Below are 19,774 nucleotides of genomic sequence, written 5' to 3'. Positions count from 1 at the left end.
AGCAGGGCACCCAGCGCCCCGGGCTCATCGTCGGCCACACCCATGTGGCGCACGCTACTCGCCCGGTTCCGTGCAGGATCGCGCAGCGGATTCGCAGGACCGAACGCGGGTACCGGGTGCATTAGTGTGGCTCCCCGGAGCGGTTTCGGGGGACACCGCGTCAGCTTCCGGGGGGACACTCGTGCGAACACCAGGGTCGAGCATGTCGACCATCCTGGGTGACCCGTCCTGCGTCGTACCCGTGTTCCAACCGGTCGTCGAGCCGGCGACCGGACGCACGGCGGGCTACGAGGCGCTCGCCCGGTGGCCGTGCATGCCGTCCGTGTCCCCACTCGAGGCCTTCGACGCCGCACGTCGGTGCGGTTCTGCGGCGGCGATGGACTGGTGGTGTCGGCGCCGCGCGGTCGAGGGCATCCGTCGCCGCGGATCGTGTGCGGCACCGCACGTGTTCGTCAACGTCGAACCCGATTGCCTCACCGCACCGCCCCCCTGGGGGCCGACGACGGTCCTCGCCGATCCCGACGGTGCACAGACCGGTGTCCGTGTCATCCTCGAACTGACGGAGCGAACACTCCTGCACGATCCGCCGTCGGTGGTCGCGGGCGTGGAATGGGCCCGCGCACTGGGATACGGCATCGCCCTGGACGACGTCGGCGCTCTTCCCGAATGTCTCGCCCTGCTCGACGTCGTCGCACCCGACGTGGTGAAGCTCGACCGCAGTCTCACCCAGATGTCCGCACACGGCCTGGAGGCCGCGCGAGCGATCACCGCAGCCGGAGACCTGGCCCGTCGTCGCGGTTCGGTGATCCTGGCCGAGGGCGTGGAGACCGACGAGCACGAGGAGTGCGCGATCTCGATGGGCGCCGGCCTCGCCCAGGGATACCGGTACGGCCGTCCCGGCGCCCTGCCCAGGACTGCCGCGGAGCCGTCGCCGCTGACCATCGTCGACAGCCGTCGCGGTCGGATCCGTCCGCTGCCCGACATCCTCGACGAAGCCCCGGCGGCCGTCGGCGACGCGTCCGAGGCGACGGAGGCGTGCGATCTCGTCGAGTCGATGGCCGCCGCCGATCACCGGGACGGCTGCGTGGTGGCGATGATGCACGGCGCGCGGCACCTCTCGGCCGAGATCGCGGGGCGCTACCGCGCCCTGGCCGGCCGGCACGCCCTGGTCGGGATCAGTGCTCCCGGGCTCGGACCGACACCACGGCCGGGTGTGCGCGGCCCACGATCACCCGAACTCCCCGACCCCGGGGCGTTCGCCGTCGCGTCCATCGGCGCCGATCACGCCGTCGCGGTCATCGCAGCTCCGCTCGGCTCCGATCCGCACGGCTCGGTCCGGTGGTGCATCACCACCGACCGCGACGTCGTCGCCGATGTCGCCCGCCACGTGATCGGGACCCTCGCCTCGCGCTGACATCCGGGCGTCGGCGAGAGTCTCCGGCGACACGCCTGCCCTACCATGCGATCAGGTGCCGCCCTCGCTGATCGGAGTCGAAGTGCCTGGTCGACCAGACCCCGACAGCGGGGAGAACGCCGAACTCACCGGCGTCCAGCAACAGACGTGGTTGGCGTACATGCGGGTCTACCACCGCCTCGAGTACGAGATGAACCGACAACTGCTCTGCGACAGCGGATTGTCGTTGGGCGACTACACCGTGCTGAACGCCCTGTCGCAGCAGCCCGGCCACCGGTCGCGCTTGGGCGCGCTCGCCACCATGATCGGGTGGGAACGCAGCCGTCTCTCACATCACCTGCAGCGCATGGGCCGTCGAGACCTCGTCACCCGCGAGCTGTGCGAATCCGACCGTCGTGCAACCGATGTCGTGCTCACGGCGACAGGCCTGGACGAGCTGAGGGCGGCAGCCCCGCTCCACGCCGCGTGGGTGCGGTCCGCGTTCTTCACCGATCTCGACGAGACCCGGACAGCGGAACTGGGCCGCACCCTCGACGTGGTCCACGAGAGCCTGCTGCGGACGGGAACCCTTCCCCGCCCGGATCAGACCTGAACAGAGCCGCCGTCGACGAAGACCTCGCTGCCGGTCATGAAGCTGCTCGCGTCGGATCCGAGGAACACCACGGCGGCGGCGATCTCCTCGGGCCTGCCGACCCGCCCCAGCGGCAAGCCCGCGGCCTGCTCGTCCAGCAATGCCTGCTGATGCTCCTCCGGCACGAGGTTCTTCAGGCCTGGCGTCTCCGTCGGTCCCGGCACCACCGTGTTCACGCGGATCCCGCGACCGGCGAGTTCTGCGGCCCACGTACGCGCCAGGGACCTGACGGCAGCCTTCGACGCGGCGTAGGCGCCGAAGGCGGGGACGCCCTCGGAGGCGGCGGTCGATCCGGCCAGCACGATCGAGGCACCGTCGTTGAGCAGCGGCAACACCGCTTGAACGGTGAACACCGTTCCTCCGACGTTGCGGTCGAACGTGTCGGAGAGATGCTCGCGGGTCTCGTCCTCCAGCGTGGCGAACTCACCGCCACCGGCGTTGGTGACGACGATGTCGAGACCGCGCCCGCGAGCACGGATGACGTCGGCGAGGCGGTGCAGATCGTCCGCGTCGGTGACGTCACCGGTGACCCCGGTGGCGGCATCACCGATCGACGCGACCGCCTCGTCCACCGCATCGCCACGGCGGCCGGTGACGAACACGTGCGCGCCCTCGGCCGCGAGCCGCTGGGCGGTCGCGAGTCCGATACCCGAGGTCCCGCCGGTGACCAGAGCCGTCTTGTCGTCCAGTTGATGCATGGTGACCCTCCTAAATGTGTGGCGTCGGCATCTCCGGCGTCTGGCCATCACAACTAGGTGACATGTCACGTTATTTCCCGCAGCCGACTCCGTCCGCCGACCGCGGGACGAGGTCACGCGTCACCGGGCCCGCGTCGTCCTCCACGTCACGGCCGACGCGGCCGCCAACAGCGCGGCGGTGGCGACGAACACCGCCCCGACACCGGTGACGGCGGCGAGTCCGCCGGCGGTCAACGGGATGACCACCTGGCCGAGGCGGTTGCCGGTCATGCGAAGCGACAGCGCGGACCCCCGCGCGGAGGCGGGAACCAACCGCGTCACCCAGGTCATCGAGAGCGGCTGCGCCACACCCCAGAAGAAGCCCGCGATCGCCATCAGTCCCGCAGCGACGGCGACGTGCGGAACCCACGGCAGGGCGACGACGGGCAGAACCGACCCCGCCGTACCGGCCACCAGCAGCGCGCGTCGAGGGACCGTCGCGAGCAGCGGGGAGAGGAACGCACGCGAGACCACCGACGCCACGGAGCGAGACGTGAGCACAGTCGTCACCGCCAGGACGGTCCACCCCATCTGCTGCCCGAGCACCGGGAGGTATGCGCCCATGAGATCGATGGCGCTGAGCACCATCAGGCTGCTGAAGACCGCACCGAGGACGCCGGGGTCCGAGAGCATGGCGACCATCCCGATGCGATCGGGCACGCCCCCATCCGACGACCCCACCTGGTCGCTCGTCGTCGTCAGCGACCGCGCTCGACTCGCCACCGCGGCAGCCGCCGCAAGCCCACCCATCACCGCGATGGCACCGACTGTGTGCAGCGGGGTGGAGGCCAACACCCCCGCGAGGGGAAGGCCGCCCGCCTGCCCCAGCGACACCCCGAGGGAGAACACCCCGAAGCGGTGATCGAAGTCGGCAGGTCGGCACCGCCGCGGGATGTAGGACTGCCCGGCGACCATCGTCAGGAGGTTGCCGACGCCCAGCAGGACGCTGCCGCCGGCGAGGACCGGCAACGTACCCGCGAGCGCGCACGTCGCCACCGCAGCCGCACTGACGGCGGCGCCGCACCGGAGCACCGCGGACAGTCGGCCTCCGTCCACCCAGCGTCCCAGCTGAGTCGCGATCACCAGGGGCACAAGCGAATACGCCGCCGTGATCACGCCGATCACCACCGTACCCCCGTCGAGCTCGAGCGCTCGATAGGTGATGAGCACCCGCACGGCGACGAAGACCGCCTGCAGCATCCCGGCGGTCACGCACAGGTGGCGGAACCAGCCCGAGGAGTCCGTGGGCAGCGCAGGCGACATGACCGGAATCATCTCATTCAGCGATAGCCGATCTCTCAGAACGAACAAGCGAGGGGTTGACGCATGCAACCCGGTGTGATCAGTATTACAGCGTCATGTGAGAGTCCCTATCAAAGAATGAGAACACGATGCGCGTCACCATCCTGGGCCTCGGCGAGGCGGGAAGCCTCTACGCCGCCGGCTTCCTCGCCTCGGACTGGGAGGTCGCCGGGTTCGATCCCGCCGACGTCCCCACCCCGGCCGGCGTCACCCGCCACGACACGATCGGTGCCGCGGTCGACGGGGCACAGCTGGTCCTCAGCCTCACCAGTGCGTCGGTCGCGCTGCGTGCTGCGACGGACGCGGCACCGCATCTTGCCGCCGGCACCGTCTACGCCGACATGAACTCGGCCGCGGTCCCGATCAAGACGGCAGTGGCGGACGCGCTGGCCACATCGCCCGGCGTGACCGTCGCCGACGTCGCCGTCGTGGGATCGGTCCCCGCGACCGGGTCACGGACCGCACTCGTCATCAGCGGTGCGGGGTCCACTCGAGCCGCCGCGCTGTTCGCCGAACTCGGTGCACCCGTCGAGGACATCGGCGGTCGACCGGGCGACGCGTCCCGACGGAAGCTGCTGCGCAGCAGCTTCATGAAGGGACTCGGCGCCCTCATCGTCGAGTCGACCGATGCGGCTGTGGCGGCCGGGGCCGAGCAATGGGTCCGCGGACAGATCGCCGACGAGCTGACCGGCGGCTTCGAGTCGCTCGACCGCCTCGACGCCGGTACCCGCAAGCACGCCGCCCGGCGCGCGATCGAGGCGTCCGCCGCCGTCGATCTCCTCGACGAGCTGGGCCGGCGGCCCCTCATGGCCCGCGCCGCCGCCGCCGTGCACCAGACCCTCGCCGATCACGACGGAACCGACGACGACGAGCTGATCGCGGCATATGCTGGCCTCCCGGTCGCGAACATCGGTGATGCCCGCGAGCGCATGGGGATGCTCGACTCGGGCATCCGATCGATGTGGAAGGGCGCCCGCGTCGTCGGCCGCGCCCGGACCGTGTGGACGGCCGCCGGCGACAACAGGGCGCTGCAGGAGGCGCTGACCCGAGTGCGACCCGGCGAGGTGATCGTGATCAACGGTCACGGAGAGACGAACCGAGCGCTCATGGGCGAGTTGATCGCCGAGCGCGCCCGGTCGCTCGGATGCGTCGGGATGGTCATCGACGGCGCCGTCCGCGACGTCGACGACCTCGCCGAGATCGGTTTCGGTGTGTGGGCGCGAGCGGTGTCCCCGGCCGGCCCCTACAAGAACGGCCCGGGCCGGATCGACGTGCCCGTCGCCGTGGGCGGCGTGGTGTGCGCGCCGGGCGATCTCGTCGTGGCCGACGACGACGGCGTCATCGTCATACCGGCCACCGAGGCGCACTCGAGCCTGGCGGGTGGCCGCGCCGTCAACGCCGACGAGGCACAGCGTCGTGCCTCGATCATCGCCGCTCGGGCCGCATCGTGATCGCCATCTGGGCGCTGGTCGCCTTCATCGCCGCGATCGTGTTCTGGAACGCGGTCCTCAAACGCAACATCGGCGAGTCGATGATCGTCGGCTTCCTCGTCGTCGGCGCCTTCGCCGGCACCAAGGCGCCGACATACATGTGGCACGGGTTCGTCGACTCCATGCAGGAGGAGGTCACCTTCGCCGGGTTGGCGTTCATCTTCATGAGCTACGTCCTCGCCAAGACCCCTGTCCTCGACCGCCTCATCGACATCCTCAACTCGTTCCTCGGCGGCGTCCGTGGCGGACCGATCTACACCTCGACGGTGGCGGGCGGGATGTTCGGTGCCATCGCGCACGTCGGGGCGTCCGTCACCGCCGCGGTCGGCTCGGTGACAGTCCCGTGGATGAAGCGGTCCGGGGTGAGCCCCGAACTCTCCGCGACGGTGGTCGCCGGATGCGCAGGCATGGGTGTGACGTTCCCGTTCAGCGCCACCATGTTCATCCTCGTCGGGACCAGCACCGTCACCGGCCTCATGGAACCCGACGACATCGTCCTGCCCCTGGCTCTCGCCGGACTGTGGTGTCTCGGTTACCGTCTCGCGCTGAACTTCTACCTGGTCCGCAAGCACGGTCTGCAACCCATCGCACCCGAGGACCGGTTGCCGGCACGACGCAGCCTGCGGCGCGGATGGACCTCGCTGCTCCTCTTCCTGCCGATAATCATCCCGTTGATCCTGACCCGCGGCCCGATCGCCGAGCCCATCGCCCGCCACACCGACCTGGTGATGTCGAAGGCCATCAGCCTGATCACCTGGATCCCCGTGCTGATGATCCTGCTCGTCCTCTTCCTCGGACGTCGGCACCTGCCGAAGTCGACGAAGGGGTGGTGGAAGGTCCTCGGCGACGTCGCTCCGCAGTTCGGTGTCATCGGCGTGACGATCGTCGCCGCCTTCTCGGCGTCCGCGGTCCTGGCCGACCTCGGTTTGCCCGAGCAGCTCACCTCGGTCCTCGAATCACTCAGCGCCCCGGCGTGGTTGATGGCGATCGTCATCGGCGTGATCGTCGTCGTCATCGCGATCCCCCTGACGGCGTCCGCGACGATGGCCGCGGTCGGCGGTGTCGCGGTGGCGGCGCTGGTCGGCGTCGGTATCCCTGCCCCGGTCGCCGCGGCAGCGGTCCTGGTCTTCGCGTCGACCGAGGGTGCCTCGCCGCCGTCGGGTGCGCCGATCTACGTCGCGGCCGGTATCGCGCGGGTCGACCCGGCGAAGACCTTCATGCCGCTGCTGAAGTACTACTGCCTGCCGATCCTCGGTGTCGGGGTGCTCATCGCCCTCGGCCTGCTGCCCGTCTCCTGACGACACCCCACCGCTTCTCACGACAGGAATAGTCATGATCGAAAACACGCTCTCGACCGTCTTCCGCGTCAGCGTCGTCGTGTTCCTCCTCGGCGGCCTCGCCATCGTCACCCTCCAGGCGGGCGGGCTGATCGCCGGCAGCGGATCGTTCGTCACCGGCGCCGAGGAGTCGCTCGCGCCGTACGCCTACGGCGCAGCCGGTGTCGCGGGACTCCTCGCCTTCGCGCTGTCCTACTTCCGCGACGGTGCCGCGGAGTCCGAGGACGGCGTGGCGGACACGCTCGACGTCGACCACCACGAGTCAGGCGCGCGCGCAGCATGACCCGGACCACCCGCCCGACGGCGGTCGACATGTCCTACGACGACCTGCTGCACCGCGACGATGCGCCGGCAGGATCGACCTGGGGTCTCTTCGACGACGTCGACCGGGGTATGGCGGGTCTCGCCGGGCCCGAGCACGTCGCCGAGGCGTGTCGGTCCGTCCGTCGAGGCGCGGTGTTCAGCCTCGACCACCATGTCGGTGCGTTCGACCCGCCGATGTCGCGCTCGCGCTCGGCGCCCGTCCACACGATCACCGCCGCGCACGCGGAGTCACGGGACGATCTGCTCGACGGGTTCTACCTGCAGGCGAGCAGTCACATCGACGGTCTCCGTCACCGACGCGCGTCGGGGCACGGCTTCTACGGCGGCACGCCCGACGAGGCGATCGTGCCGGGACGGACCGAGCTCGGCGTGCAGGCATGGGCGGATGCACCCATCACCGGTCGAGGGATCCTGCTCGACGTGGAAGGCCTGTTGCGGGAGGAGGGCACCCCGATCGACCACCGTCAGGGGCCGGCACTGCCGGTCGACGTCCTCGACCGTGCGGCCGAGAGACAAGGATGCAGCGTGAGGCCCGGCGACCTCGTCCTCGTCCACACCGGGTGGGCACGCTGGTTCCTCGACGCCGACGACCACGGTCGCGCCGAGCTGCGCGATGCCCGGCGTGCGACGGGCTTCGCGCAGGACCGTGCGTTGCCCCGGTGGTTGTGGGACCACCGGGTCGCACTGTTCGGCACCGACACCTTCGCGGTCGAGGTGCTTCCGGTGCAGCCCGACAGCCCCTTCCTCCGATCGGCGCCGGAGGACGCCGGGATGATGCACCAGGAGTTGATCGCCCGGCTCGGTGTCCCCCTCGGTGAGCTGTGGGATCTGACGGCACTCACCGCCGACAGCCGCGCCCACGGCCGATGGGACGCGTTGGTGGTGGTCAAGCCGCTCGCGCTTCCCGGCGGCGTCGGGGCGCCCTGCAACGCGACCGCCATCCGCTGACCACACCTCTCGTACGCTGATAACGTGATCGGGACACCGTCCCCGATCGAGAGCAGCGATGACATCACCGGCGAACACCATGCGTTCGCTCGACCGGGCACTCGACGTCCTGTCCACCCTGCAGTCCACCGGACAACCGCTCCGCCTCAGCGAGGTGGCCCGCGAGGCCGGTCTGCACATCGCGACAGCCCAACGCATCCTGAACGTGCTGCTGCTGAGGGGGTACGCGTCGCGGTCGGGTGACGGGTACACGGCAGGGCCGGCAGCCCTCGCGATCGCACACGCCTTCGTGATGACCAACCCGATCAGCGTTCTCGCGCAGCCGATTCTGCAACAACTGGCCACGACCAGCGGTCTGACGGCATCGCTCTACGTGCGGGTGGAGTTCAGTCGCGTCCTCGTGGGGCGGGTCGAGGGTACGAGCCCGCTGAGCTACGTGTTGCCGATCGGCGACCGTCTGCCCCTGCACCTCGGCGGAGCCGGCAAGACCTTCCTGGCGGAGATGGCACCCGACGAGCTGGCCCTCGCACTCGACGGGGTCGACGCCGTGCATCACTCCGACGGTTCGCGCGTCGACCGCGACGGCCTGATGAGTCAGCTGGAGACGATCCGCAGCGACGGGTACGCGGTGTCGGTCTCCGAACGGCTCGTCGGGATCGTCTCGGTGACCGCACCGGTCCGCGACCCCACCGGCTCGTTGGCCGCAGTGCTCGGACTCACCGGGTCGGAGAGCGAGCTGACCCCGGACGTCGTCAGCCGGCTGAGCACCGAGGTCCGGCGCGCAGCGTCGTCGCTCGGCTCCCGACTGCCCCGCGGCCGCGGCTGACGACGATCGCATTCACGGCCTCCGCACCGGCGAGGTCGAGGGCGAGGAAGGTCGCCGACGACGTGGTCATCGGCGCGTTGCCGTCGTGGCATCGCGGGGGATGGCCGCGTCCAGCACCGTCCGGGCGATGGCTCGCGCCGTCGCCATCGACTCGACGCCCGTCACCCGCGTCCGTGTCGACGCTCCGTCGAGGAGCAGCGCCAACTGCTCGCCCACCCGGTCGGGCTCGCGTGCTCCCGCCTCGGCCGCCCACTGCGCGAACCGGTCGGCAACCGCGGACTTGTAGGCACGGACGATCTCCCGGGCCGGATGGTCGGGGTCGGGCAGTTCCACCGCGGTCTGCACGAAGGGACAGAGCGGCGTGAGTCCGTCGGCCTCCGGCGACGGGGTGAAGACCGCGAGGATCCTCTCGCGGGGGCTCGACGACTCGTCGACGTCCCACGGTTCGTGGTCCAGATCCCGTGTGCCGAGGTAGGCGCTGAGCACGTCGTCCTTCGTGGGGAAGTGCCGATACACGGTCCGCTTGGACACACCTGCGGCGTCTGCGATCCGGTCCATGCCCGACGTCGGGACGCCCCGGGTCTCGAACAGCCCGCGCGCAGCCGCGAGGATGCGCTCGCGCGCTCCGCGTCCACGCCTCTGCCCGGTCGGCCCCATCGCCAGGTCGGACATGCGATCACCCCTCTCAGGTATACGCAGGAGTGTACTTAGTTGCGTCGGCGCCTCCCGCCGCCTAGCGTTCTATGTGTACACAATCGTTTACCTAATGGAGTGAGACGTGACGCTGGCACTGGACTCGTATCGCACACTGGGACGCTCGGGACTGCGCGTGTCCCCGTTGGCGCTCGGCACCGCGACCTTCGGTACGGAGTGGGGGTGGGGTGCGGATCGCGACGACGCGCGGCGCCTCTTCGACCGCTACGTCGACGCCGGCGGCAACTTCGTCGACACCGCAGCGACGTACACCGAGGGCACCTCGGAGCGCCTCGTCGGTGAGTTCGCGCGTGGCCGACGTGACGGTCTCGTCATCGCCACGAAGTACTCGACGCTGCGACGAGCCGGCGACCCCAACTCCGGGGGCGCGAACCGTAAGAACCTGCTCTCCTCGGTCGAGGAGAGCCTCGGGCGGCTGGGCACCGACTACGTCGACCTGCTGTACCTGCACGTGTGGGACGAGCTCACACCGATCGACGAGATCCTCCGAGGCATGGACGATCTGGTCCGCCACGGCAAGGTCCTGCACTGCGCGATCTCGACGGCACCGGCCTGGCAGATCGCCCGCATGCAGACACTCGCCGACGTGCGCGGGTGGACACCCGTCGTCGCCCTGCAGATCGAGCACAACCTGATCGAACGACGCGGCGAGCTCGACCTGATCCCGATGGCCCGGGAGCTCGGGCTCGGACTGGTCCCGTTCTCCCCCTTGGCCGGCGGGCTCCTCACCGGCAAGTACCGGCGGGGCGGCGAGACCACCGACAGCACACGAGCGGCGTTCAACGCCGGACTCGGCGCCGTGACCGAGCGCAATCTCGCCATCGCGGACACCGTCGCCGAGGTGGCCGACCTCATCGGGACCACCCCGGCTCAGGTGGCCCTCGCGTGGAGCCTGCGCCACCCCGACGTGACCGCGCCGATCATCGGCGCCCGCACCGTGGCGCAGCTCGACGACAACCTCGGCGCACTGGCGGTCGACCTCGACGACGACCACCTGCGCCGACTCGACGAGGCGAGTGCGATCGATCCCGGCTTCCCGCACGGCATGCTGCGCAGCGACCACATCCGCACCCAGACCCGCGGGGACATGACGATCGAGCGCGGCACGGCGCACCGATCGGCGGGCGCGATGGCATCCTGAGCAGCATGGATCGTGTCCACTCCCCCGACGGCGTCTCGATCGCCTACCGGGTGACAGGTGCGGGCAGTCCCGTCGTCCTGCTGCACCCCACCGGCCTGTCGCAGGCCGTGTGGCGCAGCTTCGGATACGTGACCGGCCTCGGCGACGACCACCGACTCGTGCTGCCCGACTTCCGCGGTCACGGACACAGCGACAAGCCTCACGATCCGGCCCTGTACGCGATGGACCTCCTCGTCGGCGACGTCCTCGCACTGCTCGACGAACTCGGCCTCGATCGCGTGAGCATCGTCGGCTACTCGCTCGGCTCGCGCGTGGCGCTGACATACGCCGCGACGCATCCCGAGCGTCTCGACCGACTCGTGCTGGGAGGCACCAGTTCCCGTCCCCTACACGGCGCTTTCGACGACCTGTTCTTCCCCGGCTGTGTCGGCGTCCTCCACGAGGAGGGGATGGCGGCGTTCATCGAGGGGTGGGAGCGGGCGCGCGGCACCACACTCGACGCGGGCAGCCGCGCCGCGTTCGAGGCCAACGACGCGTCGGCACTCGCCGCCTACATGACGAGCGTCGACGCCGAACCCGGCGTACCCGACGCCGACCTCGCCGGGATCACCGCGCCGACACTGACATTCGTGGGGTCGGCCGACGACGGCCGCCTCGAGGACACGCGCCACGTCGCGGCCACGATGCCCGACTGCGAGCTGCTCGTGGTCGACGGGACCGATCACGCGACAACCCTCGCCGCGACATCGACGGTGCTCCCGGCCATCCGGGAGCACCTGTCGGACCAGACGTCCGTGACCTGAAACCGACTCAGACGTCGGCGGTCCGATTCGACTCAGACGTCGGCGGTCTGGCGCACCTTCCCGAACGTCATCGCGTCGGTGACCTTGCCGCGCCTCTCGTCGATCGTGTCGAGCACGACGTTCGCCCGCACCCGCCAGGGCTGTTCGGGCGCGGACCGCGGCAGCGAGCCCGCCGATCGCGCGATGTACCCGGACTGCAGATCGACCATGGGCTCGTCGGGCAGTGGTGCGTCGCCGCGGTCGGGGAAGGCGTGGGTGTAGCCGTGCTCACCCATGTAGGCGATGAGTTCGGCGACGGCCTTCGAGGTCAGATCGGCACGCAGGGTCCACGACGCGTTGGTGTAGCCGAAGGTCCACGCGAAGTTCGGCACACCGTCGAGCATGCGGCCGCGGTAGAGCACGTGCTCGTTCGGCTTCATCTCCTCGCCGTCGATCGACAGCGTGATCCCACCGAACACGAGCAGTTGCAATCCCGTTGCGGTGACGATGATGTCGGCGTCGAGGTGGTCGTCGGACGACAGGCGGACGCCGGTCTCGTCGAACGACGCGATCGTGTCGGTGACGATGTCGGCCTTGCCCTTCTTGATGGCCCGGTACAGGTCACCGTCGGGGATGACGCACAGCCGCTGGTCCCACGGGTTGTAGGTGGGGTTGAAGTGTGTGTCGACGTCGTAGTCCTTCGGCAGCACCCGCTTGGCGAGACCGCGCAGGCGGGCGCGGGCGGAGTCCGGGTACTTCCGGCAGTACAGGTAGAAGGCCAGGGCGATCCCCGCGTTCTTCACCCGGATGATCCGGTGCGCCAGGCCGGCGGGGAGTCGCTTGCGCAACGCCAGGGCGATCTTGTCCTTCGACGGCAGGATCGTGATGTAGGTGGGCGACCGCTGCAGCATGGTCACCTTCTCGGCATCCCGTGACATGGACGGGATGAGGGTGATGGCCGTTGCGCCACTGCCGATCACGACCACCTTCTTGCCGGTGTGGTCGAGGTCCTCGGGCCATTCCTGCGGATGCACCACGGTGCCCGTGAAGTTCTCGATCCCGGGGAACTCCGGCGTGTAGCCGCCGGAGTAGTCGTAGTAGCCGGTGCACAGGAAGAAGAAGCGGCACCGCACCGTCTGGGTGGACCCGCCTACCTCGGTGACGACGGTCCACTCGTCGGTGGTGGTGTCGAAGTCGGCCGAGCGCACCGAGACACCGAAGCGGATCTTGTCGGTGATGCCGTAGTCGTCGGCGGCGTCGGCGATGTACTGCCGGATGTCGGCGCCGTCGGCGATGCTCTTCTCCCCGTCCCACGGGCGGAACGGGTAACTGAGCGTGTAGATGTCGCTGTCCGAGCGGATGCCGGGGTAGCGGAACAGATCCCATGTCCCGCCGATGCGGTCGCGCTGCTCGAGCAGGGCGTAGCGGAGTCCGGGGTTGCGCTCGACGAGCCGGTACGCGGCATCGATCCCCGAGAGTCCCGCGCCCACGATGACGACGTCGAGGAATTCCGACGGTCGGTCTCCGGCTCCGCCGGTGGAACGATCCTGCACCTGGGTCATGGCAATCCTTTCGGTATGCCGATGACGGTACCCGCGTTATTGACGCGTCGTCAATAACGCGTCCCGACGAGGAACGCACACCCGATCGTGAGGGCGAGGATCGCGACGATGACCAGGATGTCCAGCACGCCGGGGCGCCGGTCGGCGCGCGCCACGGAACCGATCCCGCCACGGTTCTCCATCGACGTGGCGACCTCGCGGGCGTTCTGGACGGCGAGGCTGCACACGATCGGCAGACATGCACCCCACTGCACCGCACGCTGGGTGAGCGACTGCGGTCCCGGGGTGCGGCGTTGCGCGATGGTCTGCAGCAGCGCACGGAAGTCGGTGAGCATGAACGGCAGCAGACGCAGGGCGACGGTCACCCCGACCGCCACCGGCTGGACGGGTATGCGGACCCGCGCGAACCAACCGACCACCCGCTGCAGGAACGCGGGCACCTCGACCATCGGCGTCGTCCAGCAGAACAGCAGAGACAGGTACAGCGACACGATCGTGATGCAGATGAGGACGCCGAAGGTGCTCGCACCGCCCAGGCCGAGCCGGACATCGGCGATCGTGACGAAGGGCGCCCCGCCTCCCAACGCGGTGACCGAACCGCCGGCGAGCGCGACCACCGGGACCCACCAGGGAAGTCGCGGCAGGGTGCGCAGCGAGATCCGGCCCGCCAGGGTCCAGACCAGCGCCAGGAGCGCGGCCGCGCCGACCGTGGTCCACGACGGGTTCCACGCCAGCATGGCGGCGGTCGCGACGATGGCCAGCACCTTGGTGCCCACCCACAGACTCTTGGCCGGCGACGGCTGCGGGAGCACCCGCCCGACCACACCGATCATCGACGCACGGGACGCCTTGCCGGCGAGCGGTTCGTCACCCGACAGCAGAGGAGAGACCTCGACGACCCGGTCGGCGATCGCGGAGAGTTCGGTCTCGTCGTGGGTGACGATGACGAGCGTCGTCCCCGAGGCGCGCACCCGTGCCAGGGCGGCCACCATGGCCTGTCGGGATGCGGTGTCGAGTCCGGCGAGCGGCTCGTCGAGGACGAGGACGCGCGGACGCGCGGCCAACAACCCGGCCAGCGCGACACGGCGCTGCTGACCGACGCTGAGGTGGTCGATGCGGGCCTCGGCGACGCGGGCCGGGTCGAGCCCGAGTTCACGCAGCGCCTGCCACACCAGCCGACCGTTCGCGCGGTCGACGCCGGCGGCGTCGCAGACGTCGTCACGGACGCGGGACCGCACCAACGACAGGCGCGCGAACTGGTGGCCGTACAGGGCACAGGTGCGATCGTTGCGGACCGGCTCGCCGTCCACGAGAACCGTTCCGGCGACGGGCTTCTCGATCCCGGCGAGCAGACGCGCAAGCGTCGTCTTGCCCGCTCCGTTGGCACCGGTGACGAGCACGGTCTGTCCCGGCGCGATCGACATCGACACGTCCCGCAGCACCGCGCGCTGCCACGGGGTCCCGCTGTCGTGGGCGAATCGCAGACCGTCGACGCGGACCGCGCCGCCACGGAGCCAGCGCCCGCCGCCGTCGGGGACGGGCACCGCGGGCTCCGAGCTCCCGCCGGGGACGACGACGGTCGAGTCGGCGCCGGCCATCTCGGCCGGATCGTGGGTCACGTGGACAACGGCGGTCCCGGTGTCGGCGATCCTGCGGTACAGGCGCATCAATCCGTCACGGCCGGCGGCGTCGATCATCGCGGTGCTCTCGTCGCTGACGAGCAGCCCCGGGCCGCGCACCAACGCCGACGCGACGGCGAGTCGCTGGAGCTGACCACCGGACAGTCTCGACGTCTCGGCGTCGAGATCCAGGTCGAGACCGACGCGATGCAGAACTGCCGCCGAACGCTCCGGCGTCATGTCGGGCACACCCCAGGCGAGGTCGTCGCCGACGGCGAGCCCCAGCACGCCGGTCTCCGGACGTTGCCCGATCATCGCCGTCCCGCCCGGCATCCCGAGTCCCGCGGTGCCCGGTCGCCAGACCTGACCCGCGGTGGGCGCGCGGCCGGAGATCACCCGCGCCAGCGTGGACTTCCCGGCGCCGTTGTGGCCGACGACGGCGACGAGGGACCCCGGTACTACGTCGACGTCGATGTCGGCGATCGTCGGGACGAGCGCCTCGGGGTGGACGACGGTCACCCCGCGGGCGTGCAGCGGAACCGGTGCCACGATCGCCGTCTCGTCCGCCGGAGCGTCGTCGGTGGCGACGGCACCCAGCCTGCGGGCGATGGACTGCGCGGGCCGCCACACGAACACGGCCGTCAACAGAACGCCTCCGGCCGCCCCGATCAAGCCGACGACGCTGACGGTGATCGGCCACACCTCGAGGGCGCGGCGCACCCCGTCGTCGAATTCCTGGACCTGTGCGATGCCCGCGGCGGCGAAGATCCGCGCCGTGCCGCCGAGGCCGTTGCGGATGTTGTCGAACACGAACTCGCGGTAGCTCGCGAAGACGGCGAGCAGACCCGTGGTGAGCGCGGCCGACGGCACGCCGACGATGAGGATCGCGCGCACCACCACCGACGGCGGGGACCACCCACGACGTAGCGCGATGCCCGCGAAACACCCGGCGATCGCCGCAGCGCCCACCATGTTGGCGGCGGTGTAGCCACCGAAGAGCAGTCCGACGATCCAGCCGATCACCGTGGCCAGGACACACACCGACAGCCGTCGACGGATGCCGAGGACGGCGAACGGGATGGACGCGACGAGCATGGCCGCGCCGGCGATCGGCAGGATGCGGCTGAGTACGCAGATGGCGGCGGCGACATCGGCCAGCGCGGCGGCCTCGGCGACCTCGGTCGCCGTCAGACGACGGCGCGGCGGCCTGGCGCGTGACGGGGTCTCCGGATCGGCGCGGCGCAGCGTCGGGTGTCCCATCTGCCACTCCCTCTCGCGCCGCACGACGATGTCCGAATCCAGGGTGCCAGAGCGGACGGGACGGGCGGGGTCGTCGACGTGCGCAGGCGGCGCCGGGAGGGGGTCGCAGGCGAGGCGCGGACTCAGTCGGGATCTGCGGGTGCGCCGTGCCGTCCCGCGCCCGCGGTGAACCGCGCAGCACCCTCGGCGGTGCCGTTGACCAGCGACGTCGCTCCGTGACGGGTCTCGTTGAGAAGCGCCTGCTGCAGCGACAGCCCATGTTGCTCGCGTGCGGACAGCCGGTCCTGTCGCAGGCAAGTCTGAGGAAACGCTGCGAGTTCGCGGGCGAGGCTCTGCGCGGCCTGCAGCGCGGTGTCCGACGGGACGACCCGATTCGCCAGGCCGATCGACAGCGCCTCGTCGGCGTGGACGGCCCGCCCGGTGAGGATGAGGTCCATGGCCCGGCTCTCGCCGATCAGGCGCGGCAGCCGCACGGTGCCACCGTCGATGAGGGGTACGCCCCACCGGCGGCAGAAGACGCCGAACACGGCGTCGGCGGCAGCGACGCGCATGTCCGCCCAGAGCGCGAGTTCGAGCCCGCCCGCGACGGCGTAGCCCTCGATGGCGGCGACGACCGGTTTGGTCAGTTCCATCCGGGACACCCCCATCGGGGCGTCGCCATCGGGCGCGAAGCGGTTGATGCGGGCGGGGTCACCCGCGATCGCACCGAGGTCCGCGCCGGAACAGAACGTGGAACCCGCCCCCGCCAGTACCGCCACCGCCGCGTCGTCGTCGGCGTCGAAGGCCCGGAACGCCGCGGCGAGTGCCTCGGCCGTCGGACGGTCGACGGCGTTGCGGACGTCGGGCCGGTCGATGGTCACGGTGGTGACGGGTCCGTCGCGGTGGACGTGGACGAGGTCGCTCATCCGGCGAGATTAAGCCCGTCCAACACCTCAGCTCTCCAGGTGACCGGGGCCGTGTCGGTTTCGCGCCTCGGCAACACGAACCGTCCGATGTCTGGGGAAGACCGTGATGGATGTCCACGACGGCGATCACCCCACTTGACGGGTGATGACGAGCGACCGTGCGGCACCATGCCTTGCATGAGTCGCTTGTTTGTCTGGTTGATGTTCCTGGGTTGTCTCATCGGGCTGTTGACAGCGGCGTTGTTCGAGGGACTGGCGGGACCCGGCAATGGGGAGTACTTCGTTGTCTCCTCGTTTTCTGGAGCGAACGTCACTGCCTCAGAACCACTGCGCTACCTGATGATTGCCGTGGCGGGCGCGGCGATGGGAGCAGTCGGCGCAGGCGTCCTCCGGGCCGCCGGTGCACAAGTACCGCCTCACCGTCGTGTCGGGCTCACAGTGGCGGTGGGCGTCATCGGTTGCGTGGTGGGAGTGTTGCCGGCGCTGATCGCGGTGGCAGTGGCGGCGGACCTTCCTGGTTGGTTGCCCCCGTTGCTGCTCTACGCGGTCACCGGTGCGCTCGGTTACGGCCTTGCCGTCACCGCGGTGTACCTGGCACTGCGAAACGTCGGGGACCACGCAATCCGCCCGACAACCCGGGCTACCGCCCTCGTGCTCCCGGTGGGTGCACTGCTTGCGACGGCGGCCGGAGTCACCAGCGCATGGGTGCTCGGCTTTTCCACCGTCACGTCGACCTGGGTGGTGGTGATCACCCTCGTCGTCCTGATCCTCAGTGCGACCTTCGCGGCCGCTCGCGCGATCGGATTGCGTCAGCCTCAACCAGAGTGACGCCACCCTGCGCACAGATATGCATTGCGACCGGCTGATCGGACGGGGTGACCGCGGACGCAAGGTTCACAGATCGAGGAGGCCACCGCCGCAACCGCCCGGCCGGTCCCAACCGCTCGGCATCTGCGATCAACTCGCCGCGTCAGCAGCGGTGGCCACACGGTTCGCGTCCTTCAGGCGAAGGCGTTCAGCGATCGACCGTGTAGCGCATGTAGGTCCACCCCGACGCGCGGAAGGTCCGGATCTCGGCGAGCGTGAGGTCCCACCGGTGGCCGCTCGGATAGAACGGGGTGCCGCCGCCCAACACCGTCGGCAGCACGTACGGGTCGACCTGGTCGATGAGATCGGCGACGGACGCGGCCAGTCGGGGCCCACCGATGCTGAGCAGGCCGTCGGTCTCCGCCTTCAGGCGCACGACCTCGTCCCTGGCGTCGGGACTGCGCACGAGCCGGCACCCATCGGGCACCGACCGCAGAGAATCGGAGAACACGATGCGCGGGGTCTCTGCGTACACCTCGGCGAACTCCGCCTCGACCGGCTCGCCGTCGGCACGCTCCGGGGCCGTCCAGAAGTCCTCCATCACGTCGAAGAGTCGCCGGCCGAACAGGAACGCCGCCGTGTCCCGGACCTGCCGGTTGGAGACTCGATGCATCTCTTCGTCGGGTACGCCGAAGTCGATGCTCCCGGTCGGGTCCTCGATGTAGCCGTCGAGGGAGATGTGCATGCCGTAGGTCAGGATTCCCATGTCGCTCCGTTCGTCGTGTCTCATCTGTGTGGACTGGGCGACGGCATGGTTCTCATCGGTCCCGGGGCGACGGGCTCGCCGATAGTGTGACGCCGATGAGCGACGATGCGAACCTCACCACCCCGACCGACGGTGGCGACCACCCGGCGGCCTGGCGCGACGACTGGACCGCGGGACCGCCGGTGTCGGCGGCGCGGGACCGCACGCCACCCGACTCCCTGGAGTTCCCGACGCTGACCTACGAGGTGACCGATCGGGTCGCACGGATCACCTTCAACCGCCCCCGGCACGGCAACGCGATCACCGCCGACACCCCGCGCGACATCGCCGCGGCCGTCGAGCACGCGGATCTCGACCCACGAGTCCATGTGATCCTGCTGTCGGGGCGGGGCAAGGGATTCTGCGGCGGGTACGACCTCGGCATGTTCGCCGAACGGTGGGAGGACCCGGGCGCCGACGAGACCGGGAAGGCCACCCATCAGGTGAGCGTCGACGGAACCGTGCTCGATCCCCTCGTGCAGGCCACGAACCACGACCCTCGCCGGCAGTGGGATCCGATGGTCGACTACGCGATGATGAGCCGCAACGGCCGCGGCTTCGCGAGCCTCCTGCACGCCGACAAGCCCGTCGTGGCCAAGCTGCACGGCTTCTGCATCGCCGGCGGGACCGACATCGCCTTGCACTGCGACCAGATCATCACCGCCGACGACGTCCGCATCGGCTATCCACCCGTGCGCGTGTGGGGTGTGCCGTCGACCGGCCTGTGGGCGCATCGCATCGGCGACCAGCGGGCGAAGCGGATGCTCTTCACCGGCGACAGCATCGACGGGAAGACCGCCGTCGAGTGGGGTCTCGCGGTCGAGTCCGCTCCGGCCGATCGACTCGACGAGGTGGTCGAGGACTACGTCGCGCGGATCGCCCGCATGCCGATCAACCAGCTGATGATGGTCAAGCTCGCACTGAACAGCGCTCTGCTGTCGCAGGGGGTTGCCACCTCCGCGATGGTCAGCACGGTCTTCGACGGGGTCTCGCGGCACACGCGAGAGGGGTACGCATTCCAGACCCGATCGGCGACAGCCGGTTTCAAGCAGGCGGTCCGAGAGCGCGACGAACCGTTCGGCGACTGGAGCGGCGCGCCGAAGTCGTAGACGTCCCACGAGCGGGACGTGCGCTCGGCGAGAAACCCGTTGCGGGCGAACGCCTCGACGC

General features: G+C 70.1%; 18 protein-coding genes. 11 read left to right on the top strand and 7 right to left on the bottom strand.

The genetic code is table 11. From position 1 onward, the window contains the following. Positions 1 to 202 precede the first annotated feature (202 nt). Together ACXVUM_RS08785 and ACXVUM_RS08780 are read left to right on the top strand one after the other, a co-directional pair. Positions 203 to 1,414, top strand: coding sequence for an EAL domain-containing protein (locus ACXVUM_RS08785; protein WP_458521438.1), 1,212 nt, complete (start codon positions 203 to 205; stop codon positions 1,412 to 1,414). Between the two features lie 82 nt (positions 1,415 to 1,496). Next, positions 1,497 to 2,006 carry a MarR family winged helix-turn-helix transcriptional regulator gene (locus tag ACXVUM_RS08780; RefSeq protein ID WP_458521437.1) on the top strand — a complete coding sequence of 170 codons (510 nt, stop codon included), beginning with the start codon at positions 1,497 to 1,499 and terminating at the stop codon, positions 2,004 to 2,006. Here ACXVUM_RS08780 and ACXVUM_RS08775 read toward each other — a convergent pair. Together ACXVUM_RS08775 and ACXVUM_RS08770 are read right to left on the bottom strand one after the other, a co-directional pair. Then, positions 1,997 to 2,743, bottom strand: coding sequence for an SDR family oxidoreductase (locus ACXVUM_RS08775; protein ID WP_458521436.1), 747 nt, complete (start codon positions 2,741 to 2,743; stop codon positions 1,997 to 1,999). The genes ACXVUM_RS08780 and ACXVUM_RS08775 overlap by 10 nt on opposite strands. Before the next feature lie 120 nt (positions 2,744 to 2,863). Continuing rightward, on the bottom strand, positions 2,864 to 4,045 hold the full coding sequence (locus ACXVUM_RS08770) for an MFS transporter (RefSeq protein WP_458521435.1): 1,182 nt from the start codon (positions 4,043 to 4,045) through the stop codon (positions 2,864 to 2,866). Between the two features lie 128 nt (positions 4,046 to 4,173). On the opposite strand from ACXVUM_RS08770, the gene ACXVUM_RS08765 reads away from it, so the two are divergent. The 5 genes from ACXVUM_RS08765 to ACXVUM_RS08745 are packed head-to-tail and all read left to right on the top strand — an operon-like array spanning position 4,174 to position 9,009. Next, a complete protein-coding gene (locus tag ACXVUM_RS08765) occupies positions 4,174 to 5,535 on the top strand; it encodes an RraA family protein (protein WP_458521434.1) in 1,362 nt (453 codons plus the stop codon). Then, positions 5,532 to 6,872: a TRAP transporter large permease subunit gene (locus tag ACXVUM_RS08760; RefSeq protein WP_458521433.1), complete on the top strand. Its 1,341-nt coding sequence runs from the start codon at positions 5,532 to 5,534 to the stop codon at positions 6,870 to 6,872. Before ACXVUM_RS08765 ends, ACXVUM_RS08760 begins: the two co-directional genes overlap by 4 nt. 34 nt (positions 6,873 to 6,906) lie before the next feature. After that, on the top strand, positions 6,907 to 7,194 hold the full coding sequence (locus ACXVUM_RS08755; protein WP_458521432.1) for a hypothetical protein: 288 nt from the start codon (positions 6,907 to 6,909) through the stop codon (positions 7,192 to 7,194). Beyond that, positions 7,191 to 8,183, top strand: a complete 993-nt coding sequence (locus ACXVUM_RS08750; protein ID WP_458521431.1) for a cyclase family protein — start codon at positions 7,191 to 7,193, stop codon at positions 8,181 to 8,183. Before ACXVUM_RS08755 ends, ACXVUM_RS08750 begins: the two co-directional genes overlap by 4 nt. 58 nt (positions 8,184 to 8,241) lie before the next feature. Continuing rightward, the gene (locus ACXVUM_RS08745; protein WP_458521430.1) at positions 8,242 to 9,009 is read left to right on the top strand and encodes an IclR family transcriptional regulator; all 768 of its coding nucleotides are present in this window, start codon (positions 8,242 to 8,244) and stop codon (positions 9,007 to 9,009) included. 66 nt (positions 9,010 to 9,075) lie between these two features. Here the strand turns inward: ACXVUM_RS08745 and ACXVUM_RS08740 are convergent, their stop codons facing one another. Continuing rightward, positions 9,076 to 9,681, bottom strand: a complete 606-nt coding sequence (locus ACXVUM_RS08740) for a TetR/AcrR family transcriptional regulator (protein WP_458521429.1) — start codon at positions 9,679 to 9,681, stop codon at positions 9,076 to 9,078. A 106-nt stretch (positions 9,682 to 9,787) separates the two neighbouring features. Between ACXVUM_RS08740 and ACXVUM_RS08735 the strand changes: the two genes are divergently transcribed. Further along, positions 9,788 to 10,864 (top strand): aldo/keto reductase, encoded by a 1,077-nt coding sequence (locus tag ACXVUM_RS08735; protein WP_458521428.1) that lies wholly within the window; start codon positions 9,788 to 9,790, stop codon positions 10,862 to 10,864. A gap of 5 nt (positions 10,865 to 10,869) precedes the next feature. After that, the gene (locus ACXVUM_RS08730) at positions 10,870 to 11,667 is read left to right on the top strand and encodes an alpha/beta fold hydrolase (protein ID WP_458521427.1); all 798 of its coding nucleotides are present in this window, start codon (positions 10,870 to 10,872) and stop codon (positions 11,665 to 11,667) included. Between the two features lie 32 nt (positions 11,668 to 11,699). Here ACXVUM_RS08730 and ACXVUM_RS08725 read toward each other — a convergent pair whose 3' ends face one another. The 3 genes from ACXVUM_RS08725 to ACXVUM_RS08715 all read right to left on the bottom strand — a co-directional run bounded on the left by ACXVUM_RS08725 (position 11,700) and on the right by ACXVUM_RS08715 (position 16,992). Further along, positions 11,700 to 13,208, bottom strand: coding sequence for a flavin-containing monooxygenase (locus ACXVUM_RS08725; RefSeq protein WP_458521426.1), 1,509 nt, complete (start codon positions 13,206 to 13,208; stop codon positions 11,700 to 11,702). A 50-nt stretch (positions 13,209 to 13,258) separates the two neighbouring features. Beyond that, on the bottom strand, positions 13,259 to 16,087 hold the full coding sequence (locus ACXVUM_RS08720; protein WP_458521425.1) for a DUF2232 domain-containing protein: 2,829 nt from the start codon (positions 16,085 to 16,087) through the stop codon (positions 13,259 to 13,261). A gap of 122 nt (positions 16,088 to 16,209) precedes the next feature. Continuing rightward, positions 16,210 to 16,992, bottom strand: a complete 783-nt coding sequence (locus ACXVUM_RS08715; protein WP_458521424.1) for a crotonase/enoyl-CoA hydratase family protein — start codon at positions 16,990 to 16,992, stop codon at positions 16,210 to 16,212. 177 nt (positions 16,993 to 17,169) lie between these two features. On the opposite strand from ACXVUM_RS08715, the gene ACXVUM_RS08710 reads away from it, so the two are divergent. After that, the gene (locus ACXVUM_RS08710; protein ID WP_458521423.1) at positions 17,170 to 17,820 is read left to right on the top strand and encodes a hypothetical protein; all 651 of its coding nucleotides are present in this window, start codon (positions 17,170 to 17,172) and stop codon (positions 17,818 to 17,820) included. Positions 17,821 to 18,007: 187 nt separating this feature from the next. Here ACXVUM_RS08710 and ACXVUM_RS08705 read toward each other — a convergent pair whose 3' ends face one another. Next, positions 18,008 to 18,565 carry a dihydrofolate reductase family protein gene (locus ACXVUM_RS08705; protein WP_458521422.1) on the bottom strand — a complete coding sequence of 186 codons (558 nt, stop codon included), beginning with the start codon at positions 18,563 to 18,565 and terminating at the stop codon, positions 18,008 to 18,010. Between the two features lie 95 nt (positions 18,566 to 18,660). Between ACXVUM_RS08705 and ACXVUM_RS08700 the strand changes: the two genes are divergently transcribed. Beyond that, the gene (locus tag ACXVUM_RS08700; protein ID WP_458521421.1) at positions 18,661 to 19,713 is read left to right on the top strand and encodes a crotonase/enoyl-CoA hydratase family protein; all 1,053 of its coding nucleotides are present in this window, start codon (positions 18,661 to 18,663) and stop codon (positions 19,711 to 19,713) included. Positions 19,714 to 19,774: the final 61 nt, after the last annotated feature.

The sequence above is a fragment of the Williamsia sp. SKLECPSW1 genome (genome assembly GCF_054332755.1).
This window is presented reverse-complemented; position numbering and strand designations above follow the sequence as displayed.